Here is a 23217-nt window from a genome sequence, read left to right as displayed (position 1 = left end):
CCACCTCGGTACTCAGCTCACCGGCGGGCACGCCAAGGCGGACTGCGGGCCGGTGGTCGCGTTCAGATGCCGATCGCCGCCGCCCGCACGCACAGGACGTCCGGCAGATGCGAGGCGAGCCGCTGCCAGCTGTCCCCGTCGTCCGCGCTCGCGTACACCTCGCCGTTGCGGTTGCCGAAGTAGACGCCTGCCGGGTCGGCGTCGTCCGTACAGAGCGCGTCGCGCAGCACCGTGCCGTAGTGCGCCTTTTCGGGCAGGCCCGCCGACAGAGGCTCCCAGGTGCTGCCCGCGTCACCGGTGCGGAACACCCGGCAGCGGTGCTCGGCGGGCACCCGGTCGGCGTCGGCGTTGATCGGGAAGATGTACGCGGTGTCCGCGCGGTGCGGGTGCGCGGCTGCGGCGAAACCGAAGTCCGACGGCAGCCCCTGCCCGATGTCGGTCCAGTTGTCCCCGGAGTCGTCGCTCCGGAACACGCCCCAGTGGTTCTGGAGATAGAGCCGGTCGGGATCGACCGCGTCCCTCGCCACCTTGTGGACGCACTGACCGAACTCAGGATCCGGGTCGGGGAGGAAGACCGCGGACACCCCCTTGTTCGACGGCGCCCAGCTCGCACCGCCGTCCTTCGTGCGGAACACCCCGGCCGTGGAGACCGCGACGGTCACGGCGCGGGCGTCCCTCGGGTCTGTCAGGACGGTGTGCAGCCCCTCGCCGCCCCCGCCCGGCTCCCACTTCGAACGCGTCGGGTGCTCCCAGAGCGGGCGGTTCAGCTCGAAGGACTCCCCGCCGTCCTCGGAACGGAACAGCGCGGCGGGCTCGGTCCCCGCGTACACCACATCGGGCGCCTCGGGGCCGGCCGGATGCAGCTGCCAGACCCGCTCCAGCGAGGCCCCGGTGAACAGGGGGAACTTCACGGCCGGTTGTGGTGGCTCGACCCAGCTCCTGCCCAGGTCGTCCGAGCGGAGGACGGACGGGCCCCAGTGCGCGCTGTCACCCCCGACCAAAATGCGTGGAACCTGCCGCCGGGTGTCGATGGCGATGGAATAGATCGCCTGGGCATTGAAATGCGGGCCGTCGAAATCCCACGCCTCACCGCGCCTGCGGCCGATGAAGAGTCCCTTGCGCGTGCCCACGGTGAGCAGTACGTCGGTCATGACCAGACCTCCCGAAACGCCGTTGTGTCGGACAACGGTCAGTCTGCACCCGGCCACTGACGGTGGCCCGCAAGCAGGCCGTCTGACACCCGGCCCCTGTTGCATCGAGCGCGGCGCGGGTACCTTCACGCAGGATGGAAAGCGCTTGCCAAGCCTGATGGGCCCTCATGCGCCCCGCGTGCGGGCTGCACGGCGGAGAGACCATGGAGCAGCTGCGCCGACCTTCGAAGGGCTGCCCGGCGAGCAGATGGACGCCGTGGCCCGCGGCGACGGCGTCCATCGCACCGACGCCTGCGTTCATGCCGAACATCCCTCCGCGTACGGGAAGTTCGGCATGTGCGGCCGCTTGGAGGTCTGCCTGGGCAGACCGGCCCCGGTGGCTTCGGACACGACGGGGCAGGTCAGGACCCGGGTCGTGCTGCCGTCGTCCTCCGCGATGTCCCGGACGTGCCGGAAACCGATCCGCTCCAGCAGCGCCAGCGACGCGGCGTTCTCGGCGGCCACCGTGGCGTGTATCTCGCCGAGTCCGAGCTCGTCGAACCCGTACCCGACCAGTGCCTGCGCGATCTCGGTGCCGAACCCCTGCCCCCACGCGGTGGCGGCCAGTGCGTAGACGATCTCGTGGCCGCCCGCTTCCGGGGACGGCTTGATCTCCGCATGGCCCACGAACCGGCCCTCCTGCCGGACCGCCCAGACGTCGAACAGGTCCTGTGCGTACACCTTGCTGAAGATCCGTCCGAACAGCGCACGGTCCTCGGCCTCGGTCTGCGGGCCTTCCCCCATCCAGCGGGAGACCCGGGTGTCCTGGAACAGCGCGACGAAGTCCTCCTCGTCGGCGGGCGTGTACGGCTCCAGGCACAGTCGTGCGGTGTGCAGGGCGAGGGTCGTCATGGCCGACGACGTTACGCAGCGCCCCGACCGGCCCGCAACGCAATACCCGAGCCCAGGGGTGGCCGCCCCTGGTTGACTGACGCCCATGACTTCCTCGGTGTTCGAGACTGCCACGCCCGACGCGTTCGCCTACCTCGATCGGGTCGCCGCGACCGATCCGGGCCGGTCCTACAAGGGACAGATGCTCGACGAGCTCGGAATCCGTCCGGGCGAGACGGCGCTCGACCTCGGCTGCGGTCCCGGGGCCGACCTCGGCGCGCTCGCCGAGGCCGTCACCGCGACAGGCACGGTGATCGGCGTCGACCACGACCCGGCCGCGCTCGATGCCGCCCGGGACCGCAGCGCGGGCCGTAGCAACGTGAGTGTTCGGATCGGCGACGTCCACGAGCTGCCGCTGCCTGACCACTGCGTCGACCGGGCCCGTACCGACCGAGTCCTCCAGCACGTCGACGATCCCGCCAGGGCGCTTTGCGAAGCCCGGCGTGTGCTCCGGCCGGGCGGTCGGCTCGTCATGGGCGAGCCGGACTGGGGGACCCTGACGGTCGACCACCCGGACAGCGGTCTGTCGCGCTCCTACACCCAGTACGTCACGGACGAAGCCGTCCGCAACGCCCGCATCGGCAGCCGGCTGGCCCGGCTGGCGACGGGCGCGGGATTCGCCGTGCCCAGGGTCGTCCCGGTCACCTCCGTCTTCCGGGACGTCCGGGCCGCGGACAGGATTCTCGGTCTGGAACGCACCGCACGACGCGCCGTCGACGCCGGATACTTCACCGTGGAGTCGGCACGACGCTGGCTGGGCCACCTCACCGACGGTCCCTTCCTGGCAGCCGTGACGCTCTACGTCGTCGTGGCCGAGTCGTAGGGCCTGTCCCACAAGTGGCGCGGTCGGCCCAGCGCGGCCCGCGCTGTACGGGGCCGACGAGGTGTGCTGGGCGGACGGAACGAGCGAAGGGAAGAGCGGAGCGATGACGAGCGGGATCGAGGACGCCGAGGGGCGCGGAGCGGACCTGGAGGTGACCCACGTCGGAGCGCGGGTCGGGATCAGGGCCGCGGCGCCTTCGGGCGAGCTGTCGCTGATCTGTACCCCGGCCCGCGCCCGTGAGCTGGCGGCGGCGCTCGCCCTCGCGGCGGACGAGGCCGACAGTGCGGGGTCGGCGCGGCCCGTCACCGTCAGGGCGCGCGAGCTGCGTCGCGGGGACGTACGGGACGGTGACCGGGCCATGACGGTGGACGACATCAGGGTCGACGGGGCGACCGCCCACATCACATGGAAGTCGGGTGCCGGCCGCAGCTGGACCCAGGGCTACGACGCGGATGTCGAGATCGCACTCCGACGGCGCGCCGGCCGCCACTGACCGACCCCACCTGCCCCGCCGAGACCGTCCCGGCCCGAGGACGGCACCGACGCGGCAGAGGTCACGGGCGTGGCGGGCCCACGCGGGACGAGATCCGTATCGAAGGGGTGCTCCACACACTCTCCGACCCGATGCGACTGCGCATTCGTCCGTTAGCCGGCCGCGGGCGAGTCCGAACTCACCTGCTCCTGTTTCGGTCTCCCGGTGTCCAAGTCGACGTCCACGCACCGCTTCCGGGTGCTGTGCGAGAGCGGGATCGTCCAGCAGATCCACTGCGGCACGGCCAAGACGAACGCTCGCGACGCGAGGACCTGGAGGCGCTGTTGCCCGGTCTCCTCGACCGTTTCCTCGACGCGGCTGACCGCCAGGTCCAGCGCATCGGTGAGGACCGACAGCCTCACCGACCGTCCCGGCCGCCACTCCGCGCGGCGCTCAGCAGCCCCGCCCAGTCCGGGATCTTCACCCGCTCCCGGCCCAGCGACCGCCCCAGCGACGCCTCCGCCCGCTCGATGGACAGCCAGCCGTCCCACTCCACCGGACGCAGCCCCCACGCCCGCAGTGCCGCCACCGGATCGGGTGCCGAGGGCCGCCCGACGAGCAGTGGGGCGTCGTCGAGCAGCGAAGCCACGGTCTCCTTCGCGCACGACCGGTTCGAGCCGATGACCCCGGTCGGCCCCCGCTTGATCCACCCGGCGACGTACTCCCCGGGCGACGGCACCCCGTCCCGCAGCACCCGCCCCGCCAGATGCGGCACCGTCCCGCGCACCGGGTCGAAGGGCAGACCGGGCAGCGGAATCCCGCGGTAGCCGATCGCCCGCAGCACGAGCTGGGCGGGGATGTCCTCGTACGTACCGGCGTCGCGCACGCCCCCGCTGCCGTCCGGCACCGTGCGGGCGAAACGCACCCCGGCCACCCGGCCGCCCCGCTCCAGCAGCTCGACGGGACGCAGAAAGAACCGCAGGTGGATGGTGCGCACCGGATGCCCGCCGGTGCCCGCCCCCGCGTCACCGGCCGCGGCCCATCCGCGCAGGACCTCCACATTGCGCCGCGCCGCAGCCGTCAGGGGCGGTGCGTTCGGAGGCGAGGACAGGGCGGGAACCCGGGCGGACGGATCGGCGTACGCCGGATCGCGGGCGAGCTCCGCTTCGTCCACCACGACCCGGGCCTGTGGCAGCCCGCCGAGCTCGCGCAGTTCCTTGGTGGTGAACCTGGCCTGTGACGGCCCGCGTCTGCCCGCCATGTGGATCTCGTGCACCCGGCTGCCGGCCAGCGCGCCGAGCGCACCGTGCGGTACGTCGGTGGGACGCAGCTCCCGCGCGCTGCGCGCGAGAATCCGCGCCACGTCCACCGCCACATTGCCGACCCCGATCACCACGACCGAACGCGCCCGGAGCGCGAAGCCGTCGGCGGCCGCGTCGGGGTGTGCGCTGTACCAGGAGACGAACTCGGTGGCGGAGCAGCTGCCGGGCAGATCCTCGCCGGGGACGGCGAGGGGGCGGTCGGTCGCGGCCCCGACGCAGTAGACCACCGCGTCGTAGAGCTCGCCGAGCCGCTCGGGTGGGATCCCGTCGCCGCCCACCTCGACGTTTCCGAGGAAGGTGATCCGCTCGTGTTCCAGTACGCTCCGCAGGCTGTTCTGCAGCGACTTGATCTTCTCGTGATCCGGGGCGACTCCGTAGCGCACCAGGCCGTACGGGCAGGGGAGCCGGTCCAGCACATGGACCCGGACATCGGGAACCCGGTCCTGTGCGACCAGGGCCTGGGCGGTGTAGACCCCGCTGGGGCCGGAGCCGACGACGGCGACACGGAGCACGGCGCACCTCTTCCCGGGGGATCCCTCCAGCATGACACCGGCGGGCGGAGCGGGGGGAGAGGCGCGCCCGGACCACGTCAGGACGACATCGTGCGCATTCTGTTGATCTCCACTGTCTGCTGGGCGACGACGTCCCCGGCCATCTCCTCGATCTGCACGTTGTTGCCCTCCGCGAGCACCTCGGTCGCCATGGTGATCGCTCCTTGGTGGTGGGTGATCATCAACTTGAGGAAGAGCCTGTCGAAGGCCGCTCCGTCGGCCTCGCGCAGCTCCTTCAGCTGCGCCGGGGTCGCCATGCCGGGCATCGCCGAGTGGTCGTGGGCGGACTTCCGCCGGTCGCCGCCGTTGCGTGTGAGCCACCCCTCCATGGCGCCGATCTCCGGCTTCTGGCTTGCCGTGATGCGCTCGGCGAGCCGCTTGACCGAGGACGAGCCGGAGCGGGACGGGACGAGCGCGGTCAGCTCCAGGGCCTGGGCATGATGGTGGATCATCGTCTGCGCATAGCGGTAGTCGGCCGAGTTGGGGGTGTCGTCCCCGGCGGCCTTCGCGGCCTCCTCGGCGGAGAGAGTCCGCGCGGGCTCGCCCGGCTTTCCCGGAGCCACCACCGAAGGACCCCCGCCGGCCTGCTCCTTCGTGCGGCTCCCGCCGTCTCCCGCATCGCACGCGGTGAGGACGAGGGCGGCGGAAACGGCTGCCGCGACGAGAACGGATCTGCGTACGCACATGGTCTGACGGCGGATCAACAAGTGGACCTCCATGGCCATATGGGCGGTTTCCGAGCTCCTGACATGCATCCGTACGGCGGCGATCGGAAACTTCACTACGTCTCTGCCGCCGTCTGTTGGGATCACCTCGGGAAGGACGATACTGCCGAGGTCCGTGAACCGTTCAACTACGTTCGGATCCATGGGAGGACGCAGTGAATTCGTTGCACACGAGCCCGGTGCGGCGCAGACGCCTGGGTATGGCGACGGCCGCCGCCGGCTTGCTTGCCACTCTGCTGATGGCCGGCCCCGCGGCCGCGATGCCCGACCCCGGTGACACGGCCGCGGCCCGGACAGAGGTCTCCGCCGCCCAGCGGGCCGAAGCCACGGCCGCCATCAGCAGCGGCGAGGTACCCGGCGTGGACGAGATCGTCCACAGCGACAACATCACCCACCTGGCCAACGTCCCGAAGGACGCGCTCAAGGGCCTCAACACGGACCTGGCCTTCCAGGGGAAGTACGCCTTCGCCGGGAACTACGACGGCTTCCGGATCTTCGACATCAGCAACCCCAGGTCCCCGAAGACGGTCGCGCAGGTCCTCTGCCCCGGCTCGCAGAACGACATCTCGGTCTCGGGCAACCTGCTCTTCCTGTCCACCGACTCCTCGCGCAGCGACAACTCCTGCACCAGCACCACCCAGCCCGCCACGGAGAAGTCCTCCTGGGAGGGGATGAAGGTCTTCGACATCAGCGACAAGCGCAACCCGAAGTATGTCGCCGCCGTCGAGACCGCGTGCGGATCGCACACCCACACCCTGGTCCCCGAGCGCAAGAACGTGTACGTGTACGTCTCCTCGTACTCACCGAGTGAGGCGTTCCCCGACTGCCGGCCGCCGCACGACGGGATCTCGGTGATCAAGGTGCCGCGCAACGCGCCCGAGAAGGCCGCGGTCGTGAACTTCCCGGTGCTCTTCCCGGACGGCGGCAACCCGGGTGCTCCGCAGAACCCGGGCGTCTCCAGGACCACCGGCTGCCACGACATCACCGTGCTGCCCTCGAAGGACCTGGCCGCCGGTGCCTGCATGGGTGACGGCCTGCTGTTCTCCATCAAGGATCCGGAGAACCCGAAGATCATCGACCGGGTGCAGGACAATGTGAACTTCGCCTTCTGGCACTCGGCGACGTTCAACCGGACGACGGACAAGGTCGTCTTCACCGATGAACTCGGCGGCGGTGGCGCGGCGACCTGCAACGAGGAGATCGGCCCGAAGCGCGGTGCCAACGGCATCTACGACATCGTCGGCAGGGGAGACCACCGCAAGCTGGTCTTCCGCAGCTACTTCAAGATCGACCGCCCGCAGGCCGACACCGAGGTCTGCGTCGCGCACAACGGCTCGATCATCCCGGTCAAGGGTCGCGACCTGATGGTCCAGGCCTGGTACCAGGGCGGGGTGTCGGTGTGGGACTTCACCGACTCGTCGAAGCCGAAGGAGATCGGCTACTTCGAGCGCGGCCCGGTCCGCACCGACGCAGTCACCACGGCCGGCCCCTGGTCGGCGTACTACTACAACGGGTACATCTACTCCAACGACATAGCCAAGGGCTTCGACGTCCTGAAGCTCGACGACCGGCGGACCGACCCGGCGAAGCGGGTGCGGCTTGACGAGCTCAATGTGCAGACGCAGCCGGAGTACTTCGACCGCTGACCGGCCGGATCCTCCACCCGGCCGACGGCAGCCGGCTCCACCGGGCGCCGAAGGCGCCCCGCGCGGCGGTTCCCCCGCCCTGCGGGGCGCCGCGTCGCGTCAGGCGGCCGTCCTGGTCGTGCCGCCCGTCGCCGCGGCCCACTCCACCAGCAGGCGCTGGTACTGCTCCTCGTCCTCCGGGGACAGGCGGCCGCCCGAGCGCTGCCACAGGTCGCGGATCTCTTTGTTCACCTCGGCGGCAGTGCGCGTGGAGTCGGAGGAGCACGGAGAACGGGACATGCCTACAGGCTAAGGCCCCGATGTGACAATCAGACCCATTGGGCGTCAGGGACATCTCTCACATGTCTGTCAGGCAACGCCCGGCACCAGTCCGAGCGTCCGCAGTCCGTCGGGCCGCTCCGCCACCGGCAGATGCTGCACAAACCGCACGTCACAGCCCAGCGCGGCGGCCCCGCCGTCCGCGTGCCGGTCGTCGCCGACCATCACCACATCCGCCGGATCCAGCCCGAGAAATGTGCAGGCCATGTGGAAGAGCCGTGGGTCCGGCTTCTGCACACCGTGCTCGTACGACAGCACATAGGCATCGATCAGGTGGTCCAGGCCGTGTGCCCGGAAGACCGGCCGCAGGTCCCAGCCGATGTTGCTGATCACCCCGATCCGGGTGCCGCTGTCACGCAACGCGCCCAGCACCTCCGCCGTGTCCGGGTACGGCTGCCAGGCGGCGGGGGTCCGGTGCCGCTCGTACAGCGCGTCGTACAGCCCGGGATCCGGCAGCTCCACCTGCCGGGCCAGTCCGGTGTACGCCTCCCGGTGCAGTTCTGCGCTCTCGTCACGGGTGGCGTACGCGGCGGTGAGCCGGGCGGGGACGTGCCGGGGAGACGGGCCGCCCGGCAGCGCCCCGGCGGCCTCCAGCCCGCTCGCGTACCGCTCGAAATCGGCCTCGCCCACCATCAGACCCCGCTCGGCGAGGACCGCGCGCAACCAGGACCGGACCGGCTCGATGCGGAAGAGGGTCCCGGAGAAGTCGAAGAGCACACCCTTGATCTGCATGGCTGCGATCCTCCCCGGTGCGGGGGCGCCGCGACAAGACCGGCCGGTTCCGGTACGGGTGCGGCGGGACGGGGCCGTACCGGGCCGGTTCAGGGACTATGGGGCCGGTGTCGCCCGCTCCGCCGCTCGAACCGTGCGAATCCGTCGATCGAGAAGGCGACCAGGGCCGCCCCCAGCAGCCAGCCGCCCAGTACATCGCTCAGCCAGTGAACGCCCAGATAGAGCCGGGTCAGGCCCACTCCGACGACCGAGACGCACGCCACGACCAGCGCGGTCCGCCACAGTCGGGGCCCGGCGCCGTACCGTCGCAGCAGCCAGAGCAGCAGGCCGAAGCTGACCGTCGCCGTCATCGCGTGACCGGAGGGGAACGCCGCGTAGTGGGCAAGGTCCACCGGGTCGGGCCAGTGCGGCCGTGCCCGGCCGACCGCGGACTTCAGCCCCTGCTGAACCACGGTGGCCAGCACACTCGTCGCCGCCACCCATACCGCGAGCAGCCGTGCACCGCGCCACCACAGCACCACCACGGCCACCGTGATCAGGACGCGCATGGTCCATGGATCCCATACCCAGTCGGTCAGGATCCGGTTGACGTGCACCAGACCGGGTTCGGTCACCGCCCTGCGGTGCAGGGCGTCCGCGACCTCCCGGTCCAGCGTCATCAGCGGTGACCAGCGCACCACGACGAGGATCAGTACGACCAGTGCGAGAAGCGCACAGACCGCACCCGCCCCGAAGGGTGTGGCACGGGAACGGGGACGGACGGGAGGGGGGAGCTGCGGGGTCGGCATGGGGCGATCTTCGCGGACGGCCGGCGCCCCTGGCTATCGCAGCGCACTGAGTCCCGGAATGAAAGCCACCAGAAGCGGAACCACCGGTACCAGCGCCGCCGCCGCGGTCAGCCGGAGCCGACGGCCGGCGGTGAGCCGCTCCGCCGGGGTCAGCAGCCGGTTCACCCGCAGCGGCAGTTGTGCGTCCGCCGCGGGGCAGGGACCGAACACGCCCCGGTCCTCGTTGAGTTCCACCAGGGCCAGGGCGATCGTCAGCCGTCCGAAACGCTTCGACGCCACATCGTCCGCGGCGAGTTCGACCAGCCGGTGCATCTCGTCGCGGAAGGCCGCGAACACCGGCACCTGCGGGAACCCGGTCGCCAGCGCGCCGGAACAGTGCAGCAGCCAGTCGTGCCGCGCTTTCGCGTGACCCTGCTCGTGGGCCAGCACCGCATCCAGCTGACGACCCTTCAGGCGCCGGAGTGCCGTGGTGGTGATGACCAGTTGGGGAGCGGCGCCCGGCAGCCACCAGGCATCCGGACGCTCTCCCTCCAGCACGACGAGACGGCCGCTGCCGGGCTCCTCGCCGGGCATCAGCGGGGCACGCACCAGCAGTTCGGCGCGTCGCTGCCTGCGACGCACCTGGGCCCGGTGGATCTCCCGGGTCAGCATCACCGCCGACCACACCCCGCCGAGCGCCAGCAGCACGGCCATGGCGGCGGACCACCGCCCGTGCCCGCCCAGCGCGTACGCCTCCATCACGCCACGCGGCGCCGTTGCGAACACATGACCGCGCACCGCCTGCCAGGCGGCGGCCGCGCTGAACGTCATGGAGAGCGCGAAGGAGAGCAGCACCCCGGCCACCACGCACTGCCACACCCACAGCGCCACCACGGGTTCGCGCTCCGGCCACGGGGCCCTGGCCATCAGCCGTGGGGTCAGGACGGCGGCCAGTGCACCGAGCAGCAGCAGCGCGAGGGAGACCAACATGGCTTCAGCCTATGAGGGGTGCGGTACCCACGGGTATGGCTGTGCACGGCAAGTGACGCACACCACGGTTTGCCCGGCCGACTGTCTCACAGGGTGAGCAGCATCGCGAACATGGCCATCCCCATCGTCAGCCGGCAGGCGAGCGCCAGCTCGGGACACGCAGCCCAGGAGTCCCCGGGAGTGCCACCGCCACCGGCCGCCGCGGCACCCGCGGCGGCCACGGGTATCAACCGGGACCCCGACCGCAGCACGTACACCGCGTAGTAGGCCAGCAGCAGTCCGGTCAGCAGGGGTACGCCCCCCGCCGTCGCCACGCCCCCGTGGCCCGGGTGCGCGGCGTGTGCCGCGCCGCTGCCGGGTGCCATCGTCAGCGCCATGTAGACCATCGCCGCAGACCCGACCAGGTGGTGCAGATGGTGCCCGCCGTGCCGGGAGAACCACAGCGCGCGCAGTGAAGAAGCGCCGAACAGCGCCGCGTACACCGCCCATGCCCACGCGGGGGGTGTCACGACGGCCGCAGGCACCGCCATGGCGGCCATACCGAAGCCCATCAGGGCCTCCGCACGCGCCGTTCTGCGCCCTTCGCCGGTCTCGCTGCGGGTGCGCATCAGGCAGTAGGCACCCGTGATCGCGCACAACGCCATCAGCAGCCAGCCCGGCATCGCCGGTCCGTGCACAGCGCACCACCCCCAATTGCCGCACGCTCCAGATCGCTGCCCGGGCAGGGGCCGTCGTACGCGGCGCACTGAGGTACAAGGGGAGCGCGCGGAGGGAGTGTTCCCGCCGCGCGCTGTGCTTTCCGCCCCTTGTCAGCCGAGCGTGAGGGACTTGAAGGCGCGTGCCTGCTCGGTGATGGCTCGCTCCGTGGGCAGCCGTTCCATGGACGAGGCACCGAAGAACCCGGCGATCCCGGTGGTGCGGTCCAGGACGTAACGGGCGTCCTCGGGTTCGGCTATCGGCCCGCCGTGACACAGCACGATGATGTCGGGATTGACGCGCTTGGCCGCGTCGTGCATCTCCTGCACGGCGGTGGCGGCCTGATCGAGCGTGAGCGCGGTCGAGGCGCCGATGGACCCCTTGGTGGTCAGCCCGACGTGCGGGACGAGTACATCGGCACCCACCCGCGCCATCTCGGCGGCCTGCTCGGGGTCGAACACATAGGGCGCGGTGAGCAGATCGCGTTCATGGGCCTGGCGGATCATGTCGATCTCCAGGCCGAAGCCCATACCGGTCTCTTCGAGGTTCTCGCGGAATTTGCCGTCGTACAGTCCGACGGTGGGGAAGTTCTGTACGCCGGTGAAGCCGACGGCCTTCAGCTGGTCGAGGAAGTTGCCCATGATCCGGAACGGGTCGGTGCCGCACACCCCGGCGAGCACGGGGACGTCCCGCACCACGGGCAGGACCTCGCCCGCCATGTCGAGCACGATGGCGTTGGCGTCGCCGTAGGGCAGCAGGCCCGCCAGCGAGCCCCGGCCGGCCATCCGGTACCGGCCGGAGTTGTAGATGATCAGCAGGTCGACGCCGCCGGCCTCCGCGCACTTGGCGGACAGGCCGGTGCCTGCGCCCGCGCCGATGACGGCCCGGCCGGTCCGGACCTGCTCGGTCAGGCGGGCCAGGGCTTCCTTGCGGTTCACTGATGGGCTCCTGTTCGGTGGGTGTGTTCTCGCTGCTCGGGCTCGGTGGGCTCAGACGTCCGGGTGCGAACGGCTCCGGGTGGTGATCAGCTGGTGGAGGTGGTCGGCGGCGGCGACGGCGAACGACGGGTCGTTGAGGTGGGCGCCGATCTCACGCAGATCGACGGTGCTTCCCCGCAGGGCCGTGCGCAGGGACGTCAGCCCGGCTGCGTCGGCCTCGGGGTCGTGGAACGGTCCGCCCGGGGCGTCCACGGCGGAGACACCGCCCAGCGGCCAGAGGACCGCTGTCGGACCGTGCGCCGAGGCCAGCTTGTGCCCCATGGAGGCGCCCAGTTCGGCCATCTCCTGGACCGTGGTGCGCATCAGGGTGACGGTGGGGTTGTGCACGAGGAGGTGGCGGTCCGCGAAGCGTTCCGGGACGGTGTCGGCGGCGCCGAAGTTGACCATGTCCAGGGCGCCGGGCGCGACCACCTGCGGCAGGCCCGCCCTGCCCGCCGCGGTGAGCCGGTCGGGGCCCGCGCTCAGCACGCCGCCGACCAGCTCGTCCGCGAGCTCGGTGGTGGTCAGGTCCAGGACACCGGCGAGGAACCCGCCCGAGGCGAGCTTCTCCAGCGCCCGCCCGCCCGCGCCCGTGGCATGGAAGACCAGGACCTCGTAGCCCAGCTCGTCCAGCCGCCGGCGGGCTGCGTCGACCGCGGGAGTGGTGACGCCGAACATGCTGGCGCCGATCAGCGGACGCCCCTGGGGCTCCGACCGCTTCAGGCTCTGCTCGTGGTGGATGGCCATGCCGGCCGCCGCGGCCGCCGCGTTGCCCAGGATCTGTGACGACACGGAATTGATTCCCGCCATGTCGACCACGCTGTACATCATGGTGATGTCGCTGCTGCCCACGTAGGGCGACACGTCCCCGCTGGCCATGGTGGACACCAGCACCTTCGGAACGCCGATGGGCAGCGCCTGCATGGCACGCGCGGCGATGAACGACCCGCCGCTCCCGGCCACGGCCAGCACCGCGTGCAGTTGTCCCTCCCGATGCAGATCACCGACGATCCGCTCGACGCCCTCGGCCATGGCCGTCACAGCCGCTCCGCGGTCCCCGGCGGCGCGCAGCGCCTCCAGTCCGTGCCCGGCGCGGCGCGCGACGGCCGCGGCGTCGATGTCACCCGTGGGGCTGTCGGCGGGTGACGGCATCACCCCGGCATCGACGAGCACCACGTCGCATCCCGATTCACGAAGCCGCGCCGAGAGCCACGCGTACTCCGCCCCTTTGGTGTCCAGTGTCCCGACGAGCACCACGGTCGCCATGTTCCTGCTCCTTTGCAACGGCGTTGTCCCGATCATGTGCGAGCCGTCGGAGGGCGGCAAAGACCACTTGACGGTAATTGGCCTGCGGCGGGCGATGATGGAGGCATGGACCGGATTCCTCCCACTCGGCTGTCCCGCCTGCTGACCGGGTGGTCCAAGGACGGCACGGGCGCGATGCCGCGGCTGCTGGCCGAGGCGCTGCGCGAACTGGCGCAGCGCGGAGACGTGGCACCGGGCACGGTGCTCCCTTCGCAGCGCGCCCTGGCGACGGCGCTGGGGGTCAGCCGCAGTACGGTGACCGCCGCGTACGGTCTGCTGGAGGCCGAGGGGTGGCTGGAGAGCCGGCAGGGCAGCGGCTCCCGGCTGCGGGGCTCGGGCTCGATGGGCGAACCCGCGACCGAGGGACGGCTGGCCAGCTTCGGGACGAGGGACGGCGGCATCGATCTGTCCAGCGGTGCGCTGGACGGTCTGTCCGCGGTCGCGGCGGCGGTCGGCGACCTGTCCGCCGACGACCTCACTGCCGCGCTGTCCGGCGACGGCTACCTCCCGTACGGACTGCCCGAGCTGCGCGAGGGGATCGCCGAGTACCACCGGTCGGCGGGCCTGCCGACCACTGCGGATCAGATCCTGGTGACTGCCGGATCCCAGCAGGCCGTCTGGCTGATCACCCAGGGCCTGGTCGAGCCCGGTGACACGGTGATCGTGGAGGACCCGACCTACCGGGGCGCCCTCGAAGCGCTGCGCGCCCGCGGGGCCCGGCTGGTCCCGCTGCCCGCGGACGGGGCCCACGGCGCCCGCGCAATGGCCCGGCTGGCCGGACGCGTCCGCCCGCGCCTCGTCTATCTGCAGCCGTCCCTCCACAACCCCACCGGCCTCGGCATGGACGAGCCCACCCGCCGCGCCTGGGCCGCCGCACTGGCCGAACAGGGCCTGTACACGGTCGAGGACAACGCCTACGCCGAACTGTCCCTGCACCACGACGCCGCGCCGGTCTCCCTGGCCGGCCTGCTGCCGCCCGCCGCCACGGCCAGCGTCGGAACCCTGTCCAAGCTCTTCTGGGGCGGCCTCCGGCTGGGCTGGATCCGTGCCTCCACCCCCGTCATCCGCCGCCTGGCCGACATCAAGAAGTCCGTCGACCTGTCGTGTCCGGTGGTGGAACAGATGCTGGCCGTGAAGCTGCTCCGGCAACTGCCCGATGCCCGGGCCCGGCGCCGTTCGCGGCTGCGCGAACGCCTGGCGGAGACCGAACGGCTCCTGCGCGACCAGCACACCGGCTGGCGATGGGAACGGCCCGACGGGGGCTCCGCGCTCTGGGTGGAGATCCCCGGCGCCGACGCCGAGGCCACCGCCCAGCTGGCCCGCCGCGCGGGCGTACTGATCGTCCCCGGCCCGGCCTTCTCCGCCGTGGACGGCTTCCGCCACCACGTGCGGCTCCCGTTCGCCGACCGGGACGGCAGCCTGGAGAAGGTTTTGCCCGTGCTCGTCGACTGCGCGCGGAGAAGCCGCTAGTTGTACTGCTCTGTGATGGTTGGGAACGCGGCTGGCGGGTGGTTTGCCTGGGAGCGCGGAGTGTCGGCATCGAGTGTTGTAGAAGCTCAGCAAGGGTGCCGACGCGCAGGCGCGTTCGGTGTTCCTGACGAGCACTCAGGGCACTGGGCACCGCAGCTTCGACATCCGCAGGGGGTGTGCCTCGGGCAGGTGCGGGGCCGACTGGAGCGGACGTACAGGCCCTTTCGGCCCTCGGGCCCGGAAACGCGTCACCCCACTGCCGTGAGACGCCCAGTTCCATGGCCACGTGTGCCACCGGACGCAGGTCCTGCACGACACGACGCACCGGAAGGCGTCTGCCACGAAAGGCCAGCCGGGCATTGGCGCGGGCCGTCAAGACCTCCGGTCGTGGTGAAGACAGGCATCTCCGCTACGCCCGGAGGTCTCCTCCTGACCAGCACGGCTAGAGGGTCTGGGGGCGGTACCGCAGCGGATGGTCCGCCGGTACTTCCACCATGACGATCCGGTGCCCGTCCGGATCGCGGATCCACATCTCGACCAGGCCCCAGGGCTCGCGCACCGGCCCGCGCAGCACCTCGACACCGCGGGCCGAGAGCTCTTCGTGCGCCGCCCGCACATCGGGGACCTGCATCCACAGTTCGAGGCCGGGTACCGGCGGTTCGGCGGCGCGTCCGGACACCTCCAGGAAGCCTCCCCCGAGGAAGTAGACCGTGCCCCGCTCGGGGCCGGTGCCGAACTCCCGGTAGACGGGCAGCCCGAGGGACTCCCCGTAGAAGATCCGCGATCGCTCGGGGTCGGCCGGGCGCAACAGGATCCGGCTGCTCAGCACGTGAACCATGCGCCCGAATCTAGTTCGGGACAGCCGGGGTACGCTGCTCCGGCACGGCTACAGCACTGAAACGGAGAGCCGCCGCCATGGACACAGCCCGCGCCCAGGACCCGGGACAGCTGACCTTCCGCAACGCTGCGGATGCCGATGTGCCCGCACTGGTGGCGCTGATCGAGTCGGCGTACCGCGGGGATTCCAGCCGGGCCGGATGGACCACCGAGGCGGACATCCTGCAGGGGCAGCGGACGGACCCGGACGGTGTGCGGCAGGTCCTTCAGGCGCCCGGCAGCCGGCTGCTGGTGGTGGAGCGCGACGGTGCGCTCATCGCCTGCTGCCAGCTCGAACACCGCGGCGACGCCGCCTACTTCGGCATGTTCGCGGTCCGTCCCGAACTTCAGGGGGCCGGGCTCGGCAAGGTGATCATCGCCGAGGCCGAGCGCACCGTTCTGGAGAGCTGGGGGGCCCGCGAGATGCACATGACCGTGATCTCGGTGCGCGAGGAGCTGATCGCCTGGTACGAACGGCGCGGCTACCGCCGTACGGGAAAGCTCAGCCCGTTCCCGTACGGCGACGAGCGCTTCGGTATTCCGCAGCGCGACGACCTCGCCTTCGAACTGCTGGTCAAGGACCTGGTCTGAGCCGGGGGAGACCTCCAGGGCCCCCTGATCAGGCGGTGAAGCGGCCGGCGCGGCGGATCTCCGGGTAGTCGGTGGTCGCGCCGTCCAGCCGCAGGGCGCGTGCCAGCCGCAGATGGTCCTGGGTGTTCACCACCCAGCCGATGACCTTCAGCCCCTCGGCGTGCGCCTGTTCGGTCACCTCCAGGGTGAGGCGGCGGATGTTCAGCGCCAGCGTCGCCGCCCCCACCGCCTTTGCCCGGTCCACCACATCGCCCTGCCAGCGGCTGGCGATGAGCACGGTCCGTACCCCCGGCACCAGCCGGGCGATCTCGGCCACCGCCTCGTCATGGAACGAGGACACCTCGACTCGGTCGGTGAGACCGCGTCGCAGCATCACTTCGGCCAGGGCGCGGGCCGCGGCCGCGTCCTTGATCTCGGCCTGCACGGGGGACCGTACGGCGTCGAGCACCTCCTCGAAGACCGGCACCCGCTCGCCCTGTCCGGCATCGAGTTCCCGCAGCTCGGAGAGGGTCTTCTCGTTGATCGGCCCCGTACCGTCCGTGGTACGGCCCACATCGGCGTCGTGCATGACGGCCAGGGCGCCGTCCTTGCTCAGATGAAGGTCCAGTTCGATCGCGTCCATTCCGGCCCGTTCGGCGTGGACGAACGAGCGCAGGGTGTTCTCCGGCTCGACACCCATCACTCCGCGATGTCCGATGGTGAGAAAAGACAAGGCAACCCGCTTCCGTCGACGGCGTCTTCCCGCGCGCGGCTCCTACCCACGAGGCGCTACGGCATACGGCGATTCGGCAGCCTAACGGCGTCGGGGGAGATGGGACGGGCGGACACCTGCGGCGTACATCCGGCCGACGGAAGTAGCCGCAGAGAACGGTCTGCACAGGAAGAATCGCGGTGACCGTGAGGGTCGGCAGGATAATTTTCTGGGGCCCACTTGTCTCAAGGAACCGCACATGGATACGGTTGCTTAACGCGAGGTTCTCCTGTGGAGGAAGTGTTATGACGGAAATTCTTGTGCAGGACGCCACTGCAGGAGGCATAGCCACGGATCAGCGGGTGGTCGATCAACCCGCCTGGCCCGTGCTCAGGAATGCCGTGGAGGAGATCCGCCCCTGGCAGTCGAAGGACGGTTCCATCGACTTCGGGGCCGAGGGAGCGCCGTCCCCCGAGGCCGCGCGGTCGACGCTCGACCGCGTGATCGCCTCGGTCGAGGAGCTCTCCCCGCTGCTGCCGCACGATGCCGCGTACCACCGCGCCCTGGTCGCGGACCTGCGCCGCTGGGCCGCGGAAGGCTTCGGTGTGCCGGACTTCCTCGACTCGCTGCTCGCTTTCCAGCCGGCCAAGGACCGCACCGACGGACTGCAGCACCTGGTCGTCTTCGCGATGTACACGCAGAACGGCAACCCGGACCGCAACCTCGAAGCCGTCGTGCTGCGGATGGTCTGGCCCGAGTGGCTGGCCGAGCTCGAAGCGACCCGCTACGACAACCCGCTGTTCTGCGGTATCACCTTCGAGGACTTCACCTCGGGTTACGACACCAACTCCGCCGTGCTCTTCCCGGAGACCATCGCCGTGCGCGAGGCCCCCGAGCGCTTCAGCTGGGGCGGCATCTTCTGCGACCGCGAGGCGGCCCGCTTCCGCCGGGTCACCGAGGCCTCGGTCGAGCTGCTCGGCGTCGAGCTGCCCGACGACATCCGGGACATGGTCGCCGACCAGCAGCGCTGCGAGCAGGCCTTCGTGCTCTGGGACATGGTCCACGACCGGACACACAGCCACGGCGACCTGCCCTTCGACCCCTTCATGATCAAGCAGCGCCAGCCGTTCTGGATGTACGGCCTCGAAGAGCTCCGCTGCGACCTCACCGCCTTCAAGGAGGCCGTGAAGCTGGAGGCCGACGGCTTCGCCCAGGGCCGTGACGTGCAGTACGCCGTGCTGTTCGACCGGATGTTCCGCTTCCCCGTCACCGGCGAGCGCGTCCGCAACTACGACGGCCTCGGCGGCCAGCTGCTCTTCGCGTACCTCCACAAGCACGATGTGGTCCGCTGGACCGACAACACGCTGAAGATCGACTGGGACCGGGCCCCGCAGATCACCAACCAGCTCTGCGCCGAGATCGAGAAGCTCTACCGCGACGGCATCGACCGCCCCAAGCTCGTCCACTGGTTCGCCGCCTACGACCTGGTCTCGACCTACCTCGCCCCGCACCCGGGCTCCCGCTGGGCGAAGGGCCCGGACGCCCTGGACCTGTCGCTGCCGCCGCGTAAGCTCGTCGACGATGTGCTTCCGGACGAGTTTCCCCTGAGCATGTTCTATGAGGCGCTCTCCAAGAAGCTGAAGAATGTGATCGCCTCGACCAAGGGGATCACCGCCGCGGATGCCGAGCAGGCAGCCGCGTGAGCGCCGGGTCTGAGGAGGCGGTGGCCATGAACGGAAACGGCAGGGGCAACGGGAGCGGTGCCCTCGAAGGTGCCGTGGTCGCGGTGGCCGGAGCCGCGGGCCCGGCCGGCCGGGCCACATTGATGAGGCTCGCCGAGGCCGGAGCGACCGTCGTCGCCTCCGACGCGGACGCCACCCGCCTGGCAGAGGCGGTCGACGCCGCGCGCTACGCCCACGGCGGCGCCACCGTCACCGGTGACACGGTTGATCTGCTGGATCTCGACGCCGCCCGCGAATGGGCGGACAAGACCGAGAAGGAATTCGGCCGGATCGACGGCCTGGTCCACCTTGTCGGCGGCTGGCGCGGCAGCGCGAGTTTCGCCGAGACCGACCTCGCCGACTGGAACCTGCTGGAGAAGCTGCTGATCCGTACGGTCCAGCACACCTCGCTGGCCTTCCAGGAGGGTCTGCAGCGCAGCGACCGGGGTCGCTATGTGCTGATCAGCGCGGCCGGGGCGAGCAAGCCCACCGCGGGAAACGCGGCCTATGCCGCGTCGAAGGCGGCGGCCGAGGCCTGGACGCTCGCGCTGGCGGACGCGTTCCGCAAGGCGGGGGGCGACGAAGGGCCGAGGACGGCGGCTGCGATCCTGATCATCAAGGCACTGGTGCACGACGCGATGCGCGCCGAGCGCCCGAATGCGAAATTCGCGGGCTTCACCGACGTCAAGGACCTGGCCGATGCCATCGCCGGCGTCTGGGACCGGCCCGCCCCGGAAGTGAACGGAAAGCGCCTGTGGCTGACCCCACAACCGTAAGGACCGACGCGCGGCGCCACCACGACCCGCAGCTCCGCGGCTTCGCCAGCGACAACTACGCGGGTACGCACCCGGAGATCCTCGCGGCACTCGCCCTCGCCAACGGCGGTCACCAGATCGCCTACGGCGAGGACGAGTACACCGAGCACCTCCAGCGCGTCATGCACAGTCACTTCGGCCCCACCGCCGAAGCCTTCCCGGTGTTCAACGGAACCGGCGCCAATGTCGTCTCCCTCCAGGCGATGACCGACCGCTGGGGCGCCGTGATCTGTGCCGAGTCCGCCCATATCAACGTGGACGAGGGTGGCGCCCCGGAACGGGTGGGCGGCCTCAAGCTGCTCACCGTGCCCACACCGGACGGCAAGCTCACTCCCGAGCTCATCGACCGGCAGGCGTACGGCTGGGACGACGAGCACCGAGCCATGCCGCAGGTCGTCTCGATCACCCAGAACACCGAGCTGGGCACCGTCTACACCCCCGACGAGATCCGCGCCATCTGCGACCACGCCCACGGACACGGCATGAAGGTCCATCTGGACGGGGCCCGGATAGCCAACGCCGCGGCGTCGCTGGACGTACCGATGCGTACGTTCACCAACACCGTCGGCATCGACGTCCTGTCCTTCGGCGGCACGAAGAACGGGGCGATCTTCGGCGAGGCCGTGGTCGTCCTGAACCCGGACGCCGTCCGCGCCATGAAACATCTGCGCAAGCTGTCGATGCAGCTCGCGTCGAAGATGCGCTTCGTCTCCGTACAGTTGGAGGCACTGCTCGCCGGAGACCTCTGGCTGCGCAACGCCCGGCATGCCAACACGATGGCCCAGCGGCTCGCCGAGGGCGTGCGCGCGGTGGACGGCGTGGAGATCCTCCATCCCGTCCAGGCCAATGCCGTCTTCGCCCGGCTGCCGCACGAGGTGAGCGAGCGGCTGCAGAAGCGCTTCCGCTTCTACTTCTGGGACGAGGCGGCCGGCGATGTGCGCTGGATGTGCGCCTTCGACACGACGGAGGACGACGTCGACGCGTTCGTCCTCGCCCTGAAGGAAGAGATGGCGAAGTAGCCAAAGCTGAATAGATGTGCGACCGACCGGAAAGTCACTGACGCCCGGTCGGTCGCACACCTGCGTTCAGCGACCATGGAGCTGATTCAACAGGTCTGGAAATCTTCCGCCCATCTCGCCGCCGATGAGGCCATCGGCCACGAGCATCCGCCGGTGCGGGAGACGGTCGCCAAGCTTCGCGGTGACACCACCGACGCATATGGACTACCCGGTCCTCCACGCGGCCCCGTATCCGGCGGCCCGCCGAGAACCGCCCGCAACTGTGGCCGCACCCTTCCCACGGCGCCCCGAGCCGGGGAGACCGCCTCCGGGGGCGCGGATCGGTGTCCGCGCCCCGGAGTTTCGCTTCGGCCGTGACCGTGAAGTGGCAGTGTCAGCTCTTCTCCCGCACCTCGGCAGGGGTCGGGGCCGTACCGCCGAGGTGGGCGGGCACCCACCAGGTGTCGCTGGCGTCCTTGGGGCGCACGGGATAGGCGCGCTGGGCCGCCTCCAGGAGCTCCTGGACCCGCTCCCGCAGGCGCCGGGTGATCGCGCCCGCGTACTGGTCGGTGGGCGCCTCCACCGGCTCGCCTACCCGGATTGTCACCGGCACGTGGTTGCGCTTGAGATTGCGCGGCCGGCCCTTGGTCCACAGCCGCTGCGTTCCCCACAGTGCCACCGGGATCAGCGGTACGCCGGCCTCCTGGGCCAGCCGGGCGGCACCCGACTTGAAGCTCTTCAGCGTGAACGACTCCGAGATGGTGGCCTCGGGAAACACGCCGACGATCTCGCCCGAGCGCAACGAGGCGAGCGCGTGCGCGTACGCCTCCTCGCCCTGCTTGCGGTCGACGGGGATGTGCTTCATTCCGCGCATCAGCGGTCCCGAGACCTTGTGCCGGAAGACCGACTCCTTCGCCATGAAGCGGACGAGCCGCTTCTGCGGCAGGGCCGCGAGCCCGGTGAAGATGAAGTCGAGATAGCTGATGTGGTTGCTCACCAGTACCGCGCCACCGGTCTTCGGGATGTGCTCGGAACCCTGGGTGTCGATCTTCAGGTCAAGCGCCTTGAACAACGTACGAGCGGCGCCGATGACCGGCCGATAGACGAGTTCTGCCATCTGGGGAAGACCCTTCTTCAGCGCCTGAGGAGGGCTCTCCCGGCGGAAGTTACGCAGCCGTAGGTTTTCGGCATCGCGCTGATCGTGCCCCATGCGCGACGCGGTGGCCAGTCTCCGAGGGCTCGGAGCAAGAGATTCTCGTCACGTGGAACCTCCGGGAATGTCTCGCGGGCCGGTGGCGCTGACCTCTTGCGATGAGTTCTGACAGGAGGTCGAGGGTGGACGGGCAGACTCGTGGGGGACCGCTGGACGCGGCCCGGCTGGGCGCGGAACTGGGGGAGCGGGCCACCCTCGTGCAGTTCTCCAGCGCGTTCTGCCAGCCCTGCCGGGCGACCCGCCGCACGCTCGGAGAGGTGGCGCGCATGGTGGACGGCGTGGCTCATGTGGAGATCGACGCAGAGGCGCATCTCACCCTCGTACGGGAGCTGGGGGTCAGTCGGACGCCGACCGTGCTGGTCCTGGACGCGGTCGGCCGGATCGTCCGCCGGGCGGTCGGACAGCCACGCACCGTGGACGTGGTCGCCGCACTGGGACAGGCGATGTGACGGATCGTGACGCATCTCCCACAATTGCGGAACAGTCTTGACTGCAACCACCACGCATCGTCAGCCTGGCGCCATGCCACAGGAGCTCCTTCTCTGCTGCCGGGTCCACGTGGATCTCGCCCGCAACGCGAGGGCGCGCTGTCCGGGTGTCTGAGCAACCACGGCCCCGCACGCCTCTTCCGCAGAAGGACATCTCCATGACGGCTTCGCACGAGCTCGGCACCACACGCCAGGCCTCCCCCGAACTCCTCCGCTCCGTCTTCCGTCAGCACGCCGCCGGTGTGGCCGTGATCACCGCCGCAGGTGACCGGCCGGTCGGCTTCACCGCCACCTCGCTCAACTCCGTCGCCGCCGAGCCGCCGCTGATCTCCTTCGGGGCCGGCACCTCGTCCTCCAGCTGGCCGGTCCTGGCCGAGGCCGAGCATGTCGGCGTCCACATACTCGGCGAGCACCAGCAGGAGCTGGCCGCCACTTTCGCCCGCAGCGGCGCCGACCGGTTCGGCCCGTCCACCCATTGGCGTAGTGGGCCCGAAGGCGTGCCGGTGCTCGACGGTGTACTCGCGTGGCTGGTCTGCCGCGTGGTCGCCCGTGTCCCGGCGGGGGACCACCGGATAGTCATCGCGCAGGCCGTGGTCGGCGACCCGGCCGGAGGCGGTCGTCCGCTGCTCTATCACCAGGGCCGTTTCAACGCTCTGCGAGACTGATCCCGCCCAGGCGGCACATGGGCGTCGTACGTTGGGCATATCACAGTTCCGAGCGCTTGCTCATGGGTGAGCCGCTGGGTGTACTGGCTAGTAATATTTCCGGTCGGGGCATCGGTCGCCCCGACCGGAATCCGCCCCATCAGGCGCCTATGCTGCGTGCAACAAGGCAGCCCCGGAAATGACGATGCAGTAGGAGAGCCGGCGTGAGCTTGAGGATCGTTGTCTGTGTGAAGTACGTGCCCGACGCCACCGGTGACCGGCATTTCGCCGATGACCTGACGGTG

General features: G+C 70.5%; 24 protein-coding genes and 3 pseudogenes. 12 read left to right on the top strand and 15 right to left on the bottom strand.

Features of this window, described 5'->3' with window-relative positions; genetic code table 11:
* Window positions 1-62 precede the first annotated feature (62 nt).
* Complete coding sequence (locus ACWCQ6_RS07870) at window positions 63-1151, bottom strand: WD40/YVTN/BNR-like repeat-containing protein (protein WP_451086558.1); 1089 nt, start codon at window positions 1149-1151, stop codon at window positions 63-65.
* A gap of 297 nt (window positions 1152-1448) precedes the next feature.
* Entirely contained in the window at window positions 1449-2042 is a 594-nt protein-coding gene (locus ACWCQ6_RS07865; protein ID WP_451086556.1) for a GNAT family N-acetyltransferase, read from the bottom strand.
* Between the two features lie 85 nt (window positions 2043-2127).
* Here ACWCQ6_RS07865 and ACWCQ6_RS07860 point away from each other — a divergent pair, with 85 nt between their 5' ends.
* The 3 genes and pseudogenes from ACWCQ6_RS07860 to ACWCQ6_RS07850 all read left to right on the top strand — a co-directional run.
* Entirely contained in the window at window positions 2128-2904 is a 777-nt protein-coding gene (locus ACWCQ6_RS07860; RefSeq protein ID WP_451086554.1) for a methyltransferase domain-containing protein, read from the top strand.
* A 103-nt stretch (window positions 2905-3007) separates the two neighbouring features.
* Entirely contained in the window at window positions 3008-3397 is a 390-nt protein-coding gene (locus ACWCQ6_RS07855; protein ID WP_451086552.1) for a hypothetical protein, read from the top strand.
* Between the two features lie 92 nt (window positions 3398-3489).
* Window positions 3490-3783, top strand: a pseudogene (locus tag ACWCQ6_RS07850) (ArsR/SmtB family transcription factor); the annotation flags it as partial.
* Between the two features lie 11 nt (window positions 3784-3794).
* Here the strand turns inward: ACWCQ6_RS07850 and ACWCQ6_RS07845 are convergent.
* Both ACWCQ6_RS07845 and ACWCQ6_RS07840 read right to left on the bottom strand, forming a co-directional pair.
* Window positions 3795-5210: an FAD-dependent oxidoreductase gene (locus tag ACWCQ6_RS07845; RefSeq protein WP_451086550.1), complete on the bottom strand. Its 1416-nt coding sequence runs from the start codon at window positions 5208-5210 to the stop codon at window positions 3795-3797.
* 77 nt (window positions 5211-5287) lie between these two features.
* Window positions 5288-5974 (bottom strand): DUF305 domain-containing protein, encoded by a 687-nt coding sequence (locus ACWCQ6_RS07840; RefSeq protein WP_451086794.1) that lies wholly within the window; start codon window positions 5972-5974, stop codon window positions 5288-5290.
* Between the two features lie 155 nt (window positions 5975-6129).
* On the opposite strand from ACWCQ6_RS07840, the gene ACWCQ6_RS07835 reads away from it, so the two are divergent.
* Window positions 6130-7620: an LVIVD repeat-containing protein gene (locus ACWCQ6_RS07835; protein WP_451086548.1), complete on the top strand. Its 1491-nt coding sequence runs from the start codon at window positions 6130-6132 to the stop codon at window positions 7618-7620.
* A gap of 99 nt (window positions 7621-7719) precedes the next feature.
* On the opposite strand, the gene ACWCQ6_RS07830 is transcribed toward ACWCQ6_RS07835, so the two are convergent.
* From ACWCQ6_RS07830 to ACWCQ6_RS07800, 7 genes are all read right to left on the bottom strand, one after another.
* Window positions 7720-7899 (bottom strand): hypothetical protein, encoded by a 180-nt coding sequence (locus tag ACWCQ6_RS07830; RefSeq protein WP_451086547.1) that lies wholly within the window; start codon window positions 7897-7899, stop codon window positions 7720-7722.
* A 69-nt stretch (window positions 7900-7968) separates the two neighbouring features.
* Window positions 7969-8670 carry an HAD family hydrolase gene (locus ACWCQ6_RS07825; RefSeq protein ID WP_451086545.1) on the bottom strand — a complete coding sequence of 234 codons (702 nt, stop codon included), beginning with the start codon at window positions 8668-8670 and terminating at the stop codon, window positions 7969-7971.
* Between the two features lie 89 nt (window positions 8671-8759).
* The gene (locus tag ACWCQ6_RS07820; RefSeq protein WP_451086543.1) at window positions 8760-9458 is read right to left on the bottom strand and encodes a phosphatase PAP2 family protein; all 699 of its coding nucleotides are present in this window, start codon (window positions 9456-9458) and stop codon (window positions 8760-8762) included.
* A 33-nt stretch (window positions 9459-9491) separates the two neighbouring features.
* Entirely contained in the window at window positions 9492-10427 is a 936-nt protein-coding gene (locus ACWCQ6_RS07815; protein WP_451086542.1) for a M56 family metallopeptidase, read from the bottom strand.
* Window positions 10428-10513: 86 nt separating this feature from the next.
* Entirely contained in the window at window positions 10514-11104 is a 591-nt protein-coding gene (locus ACWCQ6_RS07810; protein WP_451086540.1) for a DUF5134 domain-containing protein, read from the bottom strand.
* 132 nt (window positions 11105-11236) lie between these two features.
* On the bottom strand, window positions 11237-12061 hold the full coding sequence (locus ACWCQ6_RS07805) for a phosphoenolpyruvate hydrolase family protein (protein WP_451086538.1): 825 nt from the start codon (window positions 12059-12061) through the stop codon (window positions 11237-11239).
* A 51-nt stretch (window positions 12062-12112) separates the two neighbouring features.
* Window positions 12113-13366, bottom strand: coding sequence for a Tm-1-like ATP-binding domain-containing protein (locus tag ACWCQ6_RS07800; RefSeq protein WP_451086536.1), 1254 nt, complete (start codon window positions 13364-13366; stop codon window positions 12113-12115).
* A gap of 105 nt (window positions 13367-13471) precedes the next feature.
* Between ACWCQ6_RS07800 and ACWCQ6_RS07795 the strand changes: the two genes are divergently transcribed.
* Complete coding sequence (locus ACWCQ6_RS07795) at window positions 13472-14875, top strand: aminotransferase-like domain-containing protein (RefSeq protein ID WP_451086534.1); 1404 nt, start codon at window positions 13472-13474, stop codon at window positions 14873-14875.
* 173 nt (window positions 14876-15048) lie between these two features.
* Here ACWCQ6_RS07795 and ACWCQ6_RS07790 read toward each other — a convergent pair.
* Together ACWCQ6_RS07790 and ACWCQ6_RS07785 are read right to left on the bottom strand one after the other, a co-directional pair.
* A pseudogene (locus ACWCQ6_RS07790) lies at window positions 15049-15251 on the bottom strand (leucine zipper domain-containing protein); the annotation flags it as partial.
* A 66-nt stretch (window positions 15252-15317) separates the two neighbouring features.
* A complete protein-coding gene (locus ACWCQ6_RS07785; protein ID WP_451086532.1) occupies window positions 15318-15713 on the bottom strand; it encodes a VOC family protein in 396 nt (131 codons plus the stop codon).
* Window positions 15714-15790: 77 nt separating this feature from the next.
* Here ACWCQ6_RS07785 and ACWCQ6_RS07780 point away from each other — a divergent pair, with 77 nt between their 5' ends.
* Window positions 15791-16342, top strand: coding sequence for a GNAT family N-acetyltransferase (locus ACWCQ6_RS07780; protein WP_451086530.1), 552 nt, complete (start codon window positions 15791-15793; stop codon window positions 16340-16342).
* Window positions 16343-16370: 28 nt separating this feature from the next.
* Here ACWCQ6_RS07780 and ACWCQ6_RS07775 read toward each other — a convergent pair whose 3' ends face one another.
* Window positions 16371-17021, bottom strand: a complete 651-nt coding sequence (locus ACWCQ6_RS07775) for a glycerophosphodiester phosphodiesterase (RefSeq protein ID WP_451086792.1) — start codon at window positions 17019-17021, stop codon at window positions 16371-16373.
* Between the two features lie 317 nt (window positions 17022-17338).
* On the opposite strand from ACWCQ6_RS07775, the gene ACWCQ6_RS07770 reads away from it, so the two are divergent.
* Genes ACWCQ6_RS07770 through ACWCQ6_RS07760 form a run of 3 tightly spaced genes read left to right on the top strand, consistent with a single transcriptional unit; the run spans window position 17339 to window position 20588 of the window.
* Window positions 17339-18736 (top strand): DUF6421 family protein, encoded by a 1398-nt coding sequence (locus ACWCQ6_RS07770; protein ID WP_451086528.1) that lies wholly within the window; start codon window positions 17339-17341, stop codon window positions 18734-18736.
* A gap of 26 nt (window positions 18737-18762) precedes the next feature.
* Entirely contained in the window at window positions 18763-19530 is a 768-nt protein-coding gene (locus tag ACWCQ6_RS07765; RefSeq protein WP_451086526.1) for an SDR family NAD(P)-dependent oxidoreductase, read from the top strand.
* Window positions 19509-20588, top strand: a complete 1080-nt coding sequence (locus ACWCQ6_RS07760; RefSeq protein WP_451086524.1) for a threonine aldolase family protein — start codon at window positions 19509-19511, stop codon at window positions 20586-20588. Before ACWCQ6_RS07765 ends, ACWCQ6_RS07760 begins: the two co-directional genes overlap by 22 nt.
* A 373-nt stretch (window positions 20589-20961) precedes the next feature.
* Here the strand turns inward: ACWCQ6_RS07760 and ACWCQ6_RS07755 are convergent, their stop codons facing one another.
* Window positions 20962-21684, bottom strand: coding sequence for a lysophospholipid acyltransferase family protein (locus ACWCQ6_RS07755; protein WP_451086522.1), 723 nt, complete (start codon window positions 21682-21684; stop codon window positions 20962-20964).
* 218 nt (window positions 21685-21902) lie between these two features.
* On the opposite strand from ACWCQ6_RS07755, the gene ACWCQ6_RS07750 reads away from it, so the two are divergent.
* The 3 genes and pseudogenes from ACWCQ6_RS07750 to ACWCQ6_RS07740 form a co-directional block, all read left to right on the top strand.
* On the top strand, window positions 21903-22229 hold the full coding sequence (locus ACWCQ6_RS07750; RefSeq protein ID WP_451086520.1) for a TlpA family protein disulfide reductase: 327 nt from the start codon (window positions 21903-21905) through the stop codon (window positions 22227-22229).
* Window positions 22230-22426: 197 nt separating this feature from the next.
* Complete coding sequence (locus ACWCQ6_RS07745) at window positions 22427-22933, top strand: flavin reductase family protein (RefSeq protein ID WP_451086518.1); 507 nt, start codon at window positions 22427-22429, stop codon at window positions 22931-22933.
* 203 nt (window positions 22934-23136) lie between these two features.
* Window positions 23137-23217, top strand: a pseudogene (locus tag ACWCQ6_RS07740) (electron transfer flavoprotein subunit beta); the annotation flags it as partial.

Source organism: Streptomyces sp. NPDC001880 (assembly GCF_053594575.1).
Note: the sequence above shows the minus strand (reverse complement) of the source record. Positions and strands in the feature narration are given on the sequence as shown.

Coding starts and splice junctions, on each gene's coding strand:
- ACWCQ6_RS07870 (WP_451086558.1), bottom strand. CDS start 1,151: ATGACCGACGTACTGCTCACCGTGGGCACGCGCAAGGGACTCTTCATC.
- ACWCQ6_RS07865 (WP_451086556.1), bottom strand. CDS start 2,042: ATGACGACCCTCGCCCTGCACACCGCACGACTGTGCCTGGAGCCGTAC.
- ACWCQ6_RS07860 (WP_451086554.1), top strand. CDS start 2,128: ATGACTTCCTCGGTGTTCGAGACTGCCACGCCCGACGCGTTCGCCTAC.
- ACWCQ6_RS07855 (WP_451086552.1), top strand. CDS start 3,008: ATGACGAGCGGGATCGAGGACGCCGAGGGGCGCGGAGCGGACCTGGAG.
- ACWCQ6_RS07840 (WP_451086794.1), bottom strand. CDS start 5,974: ATGGCCATGGAGGTCCACTTGTTGATCCGCCGTCAGACCATGTGCGTA.
- ACWCQ6_RS07830 (WP_451086547.1), bottom strand. CDS start 7,899: ATGTCCCGTTCTCCGTGCTCCTCCGACTCCACGCGCACTGCCGCCGAG.
- ACWCQ6_RS07825 (WP_451086545.1), bottom strand. CDS start 8,670: ATGCAGATCAAGGGTGTGCTCTTCGACTTCTCCGGGACCCTCTTCCGC.
- ACWCQ6_RS07820 (WP_451086543.1), bottom strand. CDS start 9,458: ATGCCGACCCCGCAGCTCCCCCCTCCCGTCCGTCCCCGTTCCCGTGCC.
- ACWCQ6_RS07815 (WP_451086542.1), bottom strand. CDS start 10,427: ATGTTGGTCTCCCTCGCGCTGCTGCTGCTCGGTGCACTGGCCGCCGTC.
- ACWCQ6_RS07800 (WP_451086536.1), bottom strand. CDS start 13,366: ATGGCGACCGTGGTGCTCGTCGGGACACTGGACACCAAAGGGGCGGAG.
- ACWCQ6_RS07795 (WP_451086534.1), top strand. CDS start 13,472: ATGGACCGGATTCCTCCCACTCGGCTGTCCCGCCTGCTGACCGGGTGG.
- ACWCQ6_RS07785 (WP_451086532.1), bottom strand. CDS start 15,713: ATGGTTCACGTGCTGAGCAGCCGGATCCTGTTGCGCCCGGCCGACCCC.
- ACWCQ6_RS07780 (WP_451086530.1), top strand. CDS start 15,791: ATGGACACAGCCCGCGCCCAGGACCCGGGACAGCTGACCTTCCGCAAC.
- ACWCQ6_RS07775 (WP_451086792.1), bottom strand. CDS start 17,021: ATGGGTGTCGAGCCGGAGAACACCCTGCGCTCGTTCGTCCACGCCGAA.
- ACWCQ6_RS07770 (WP_451086528.1), top strand. CDS start 17,339: ATGACGGAAATTCTTGTGCAGGACGCCACTGCAGGAGGCATAGCCACG.
- ACWCQ6_RS07765 (WP_451086526.1), top strand. CDS start 18,763: ATGAACGGAAACGGCAGGGGCAACGGGAGCGGTGCCCTCGAAGGTGCC.
- ACWCQ6_RS07755 (WP_451086522.1), bottom strand. CDS start 21,684: ATGGCAGAACTCGTCTATCGGCCGGTCATCGGCGCCGCTCGTACGTTG.
- ACWCQ6_RS07745 (WP_451086518.1), top strand. CDS start 22,427: ATGACGGCTTCGCACGAGCTCGGCACCACACGCCAGGCCTCCCCCGAA.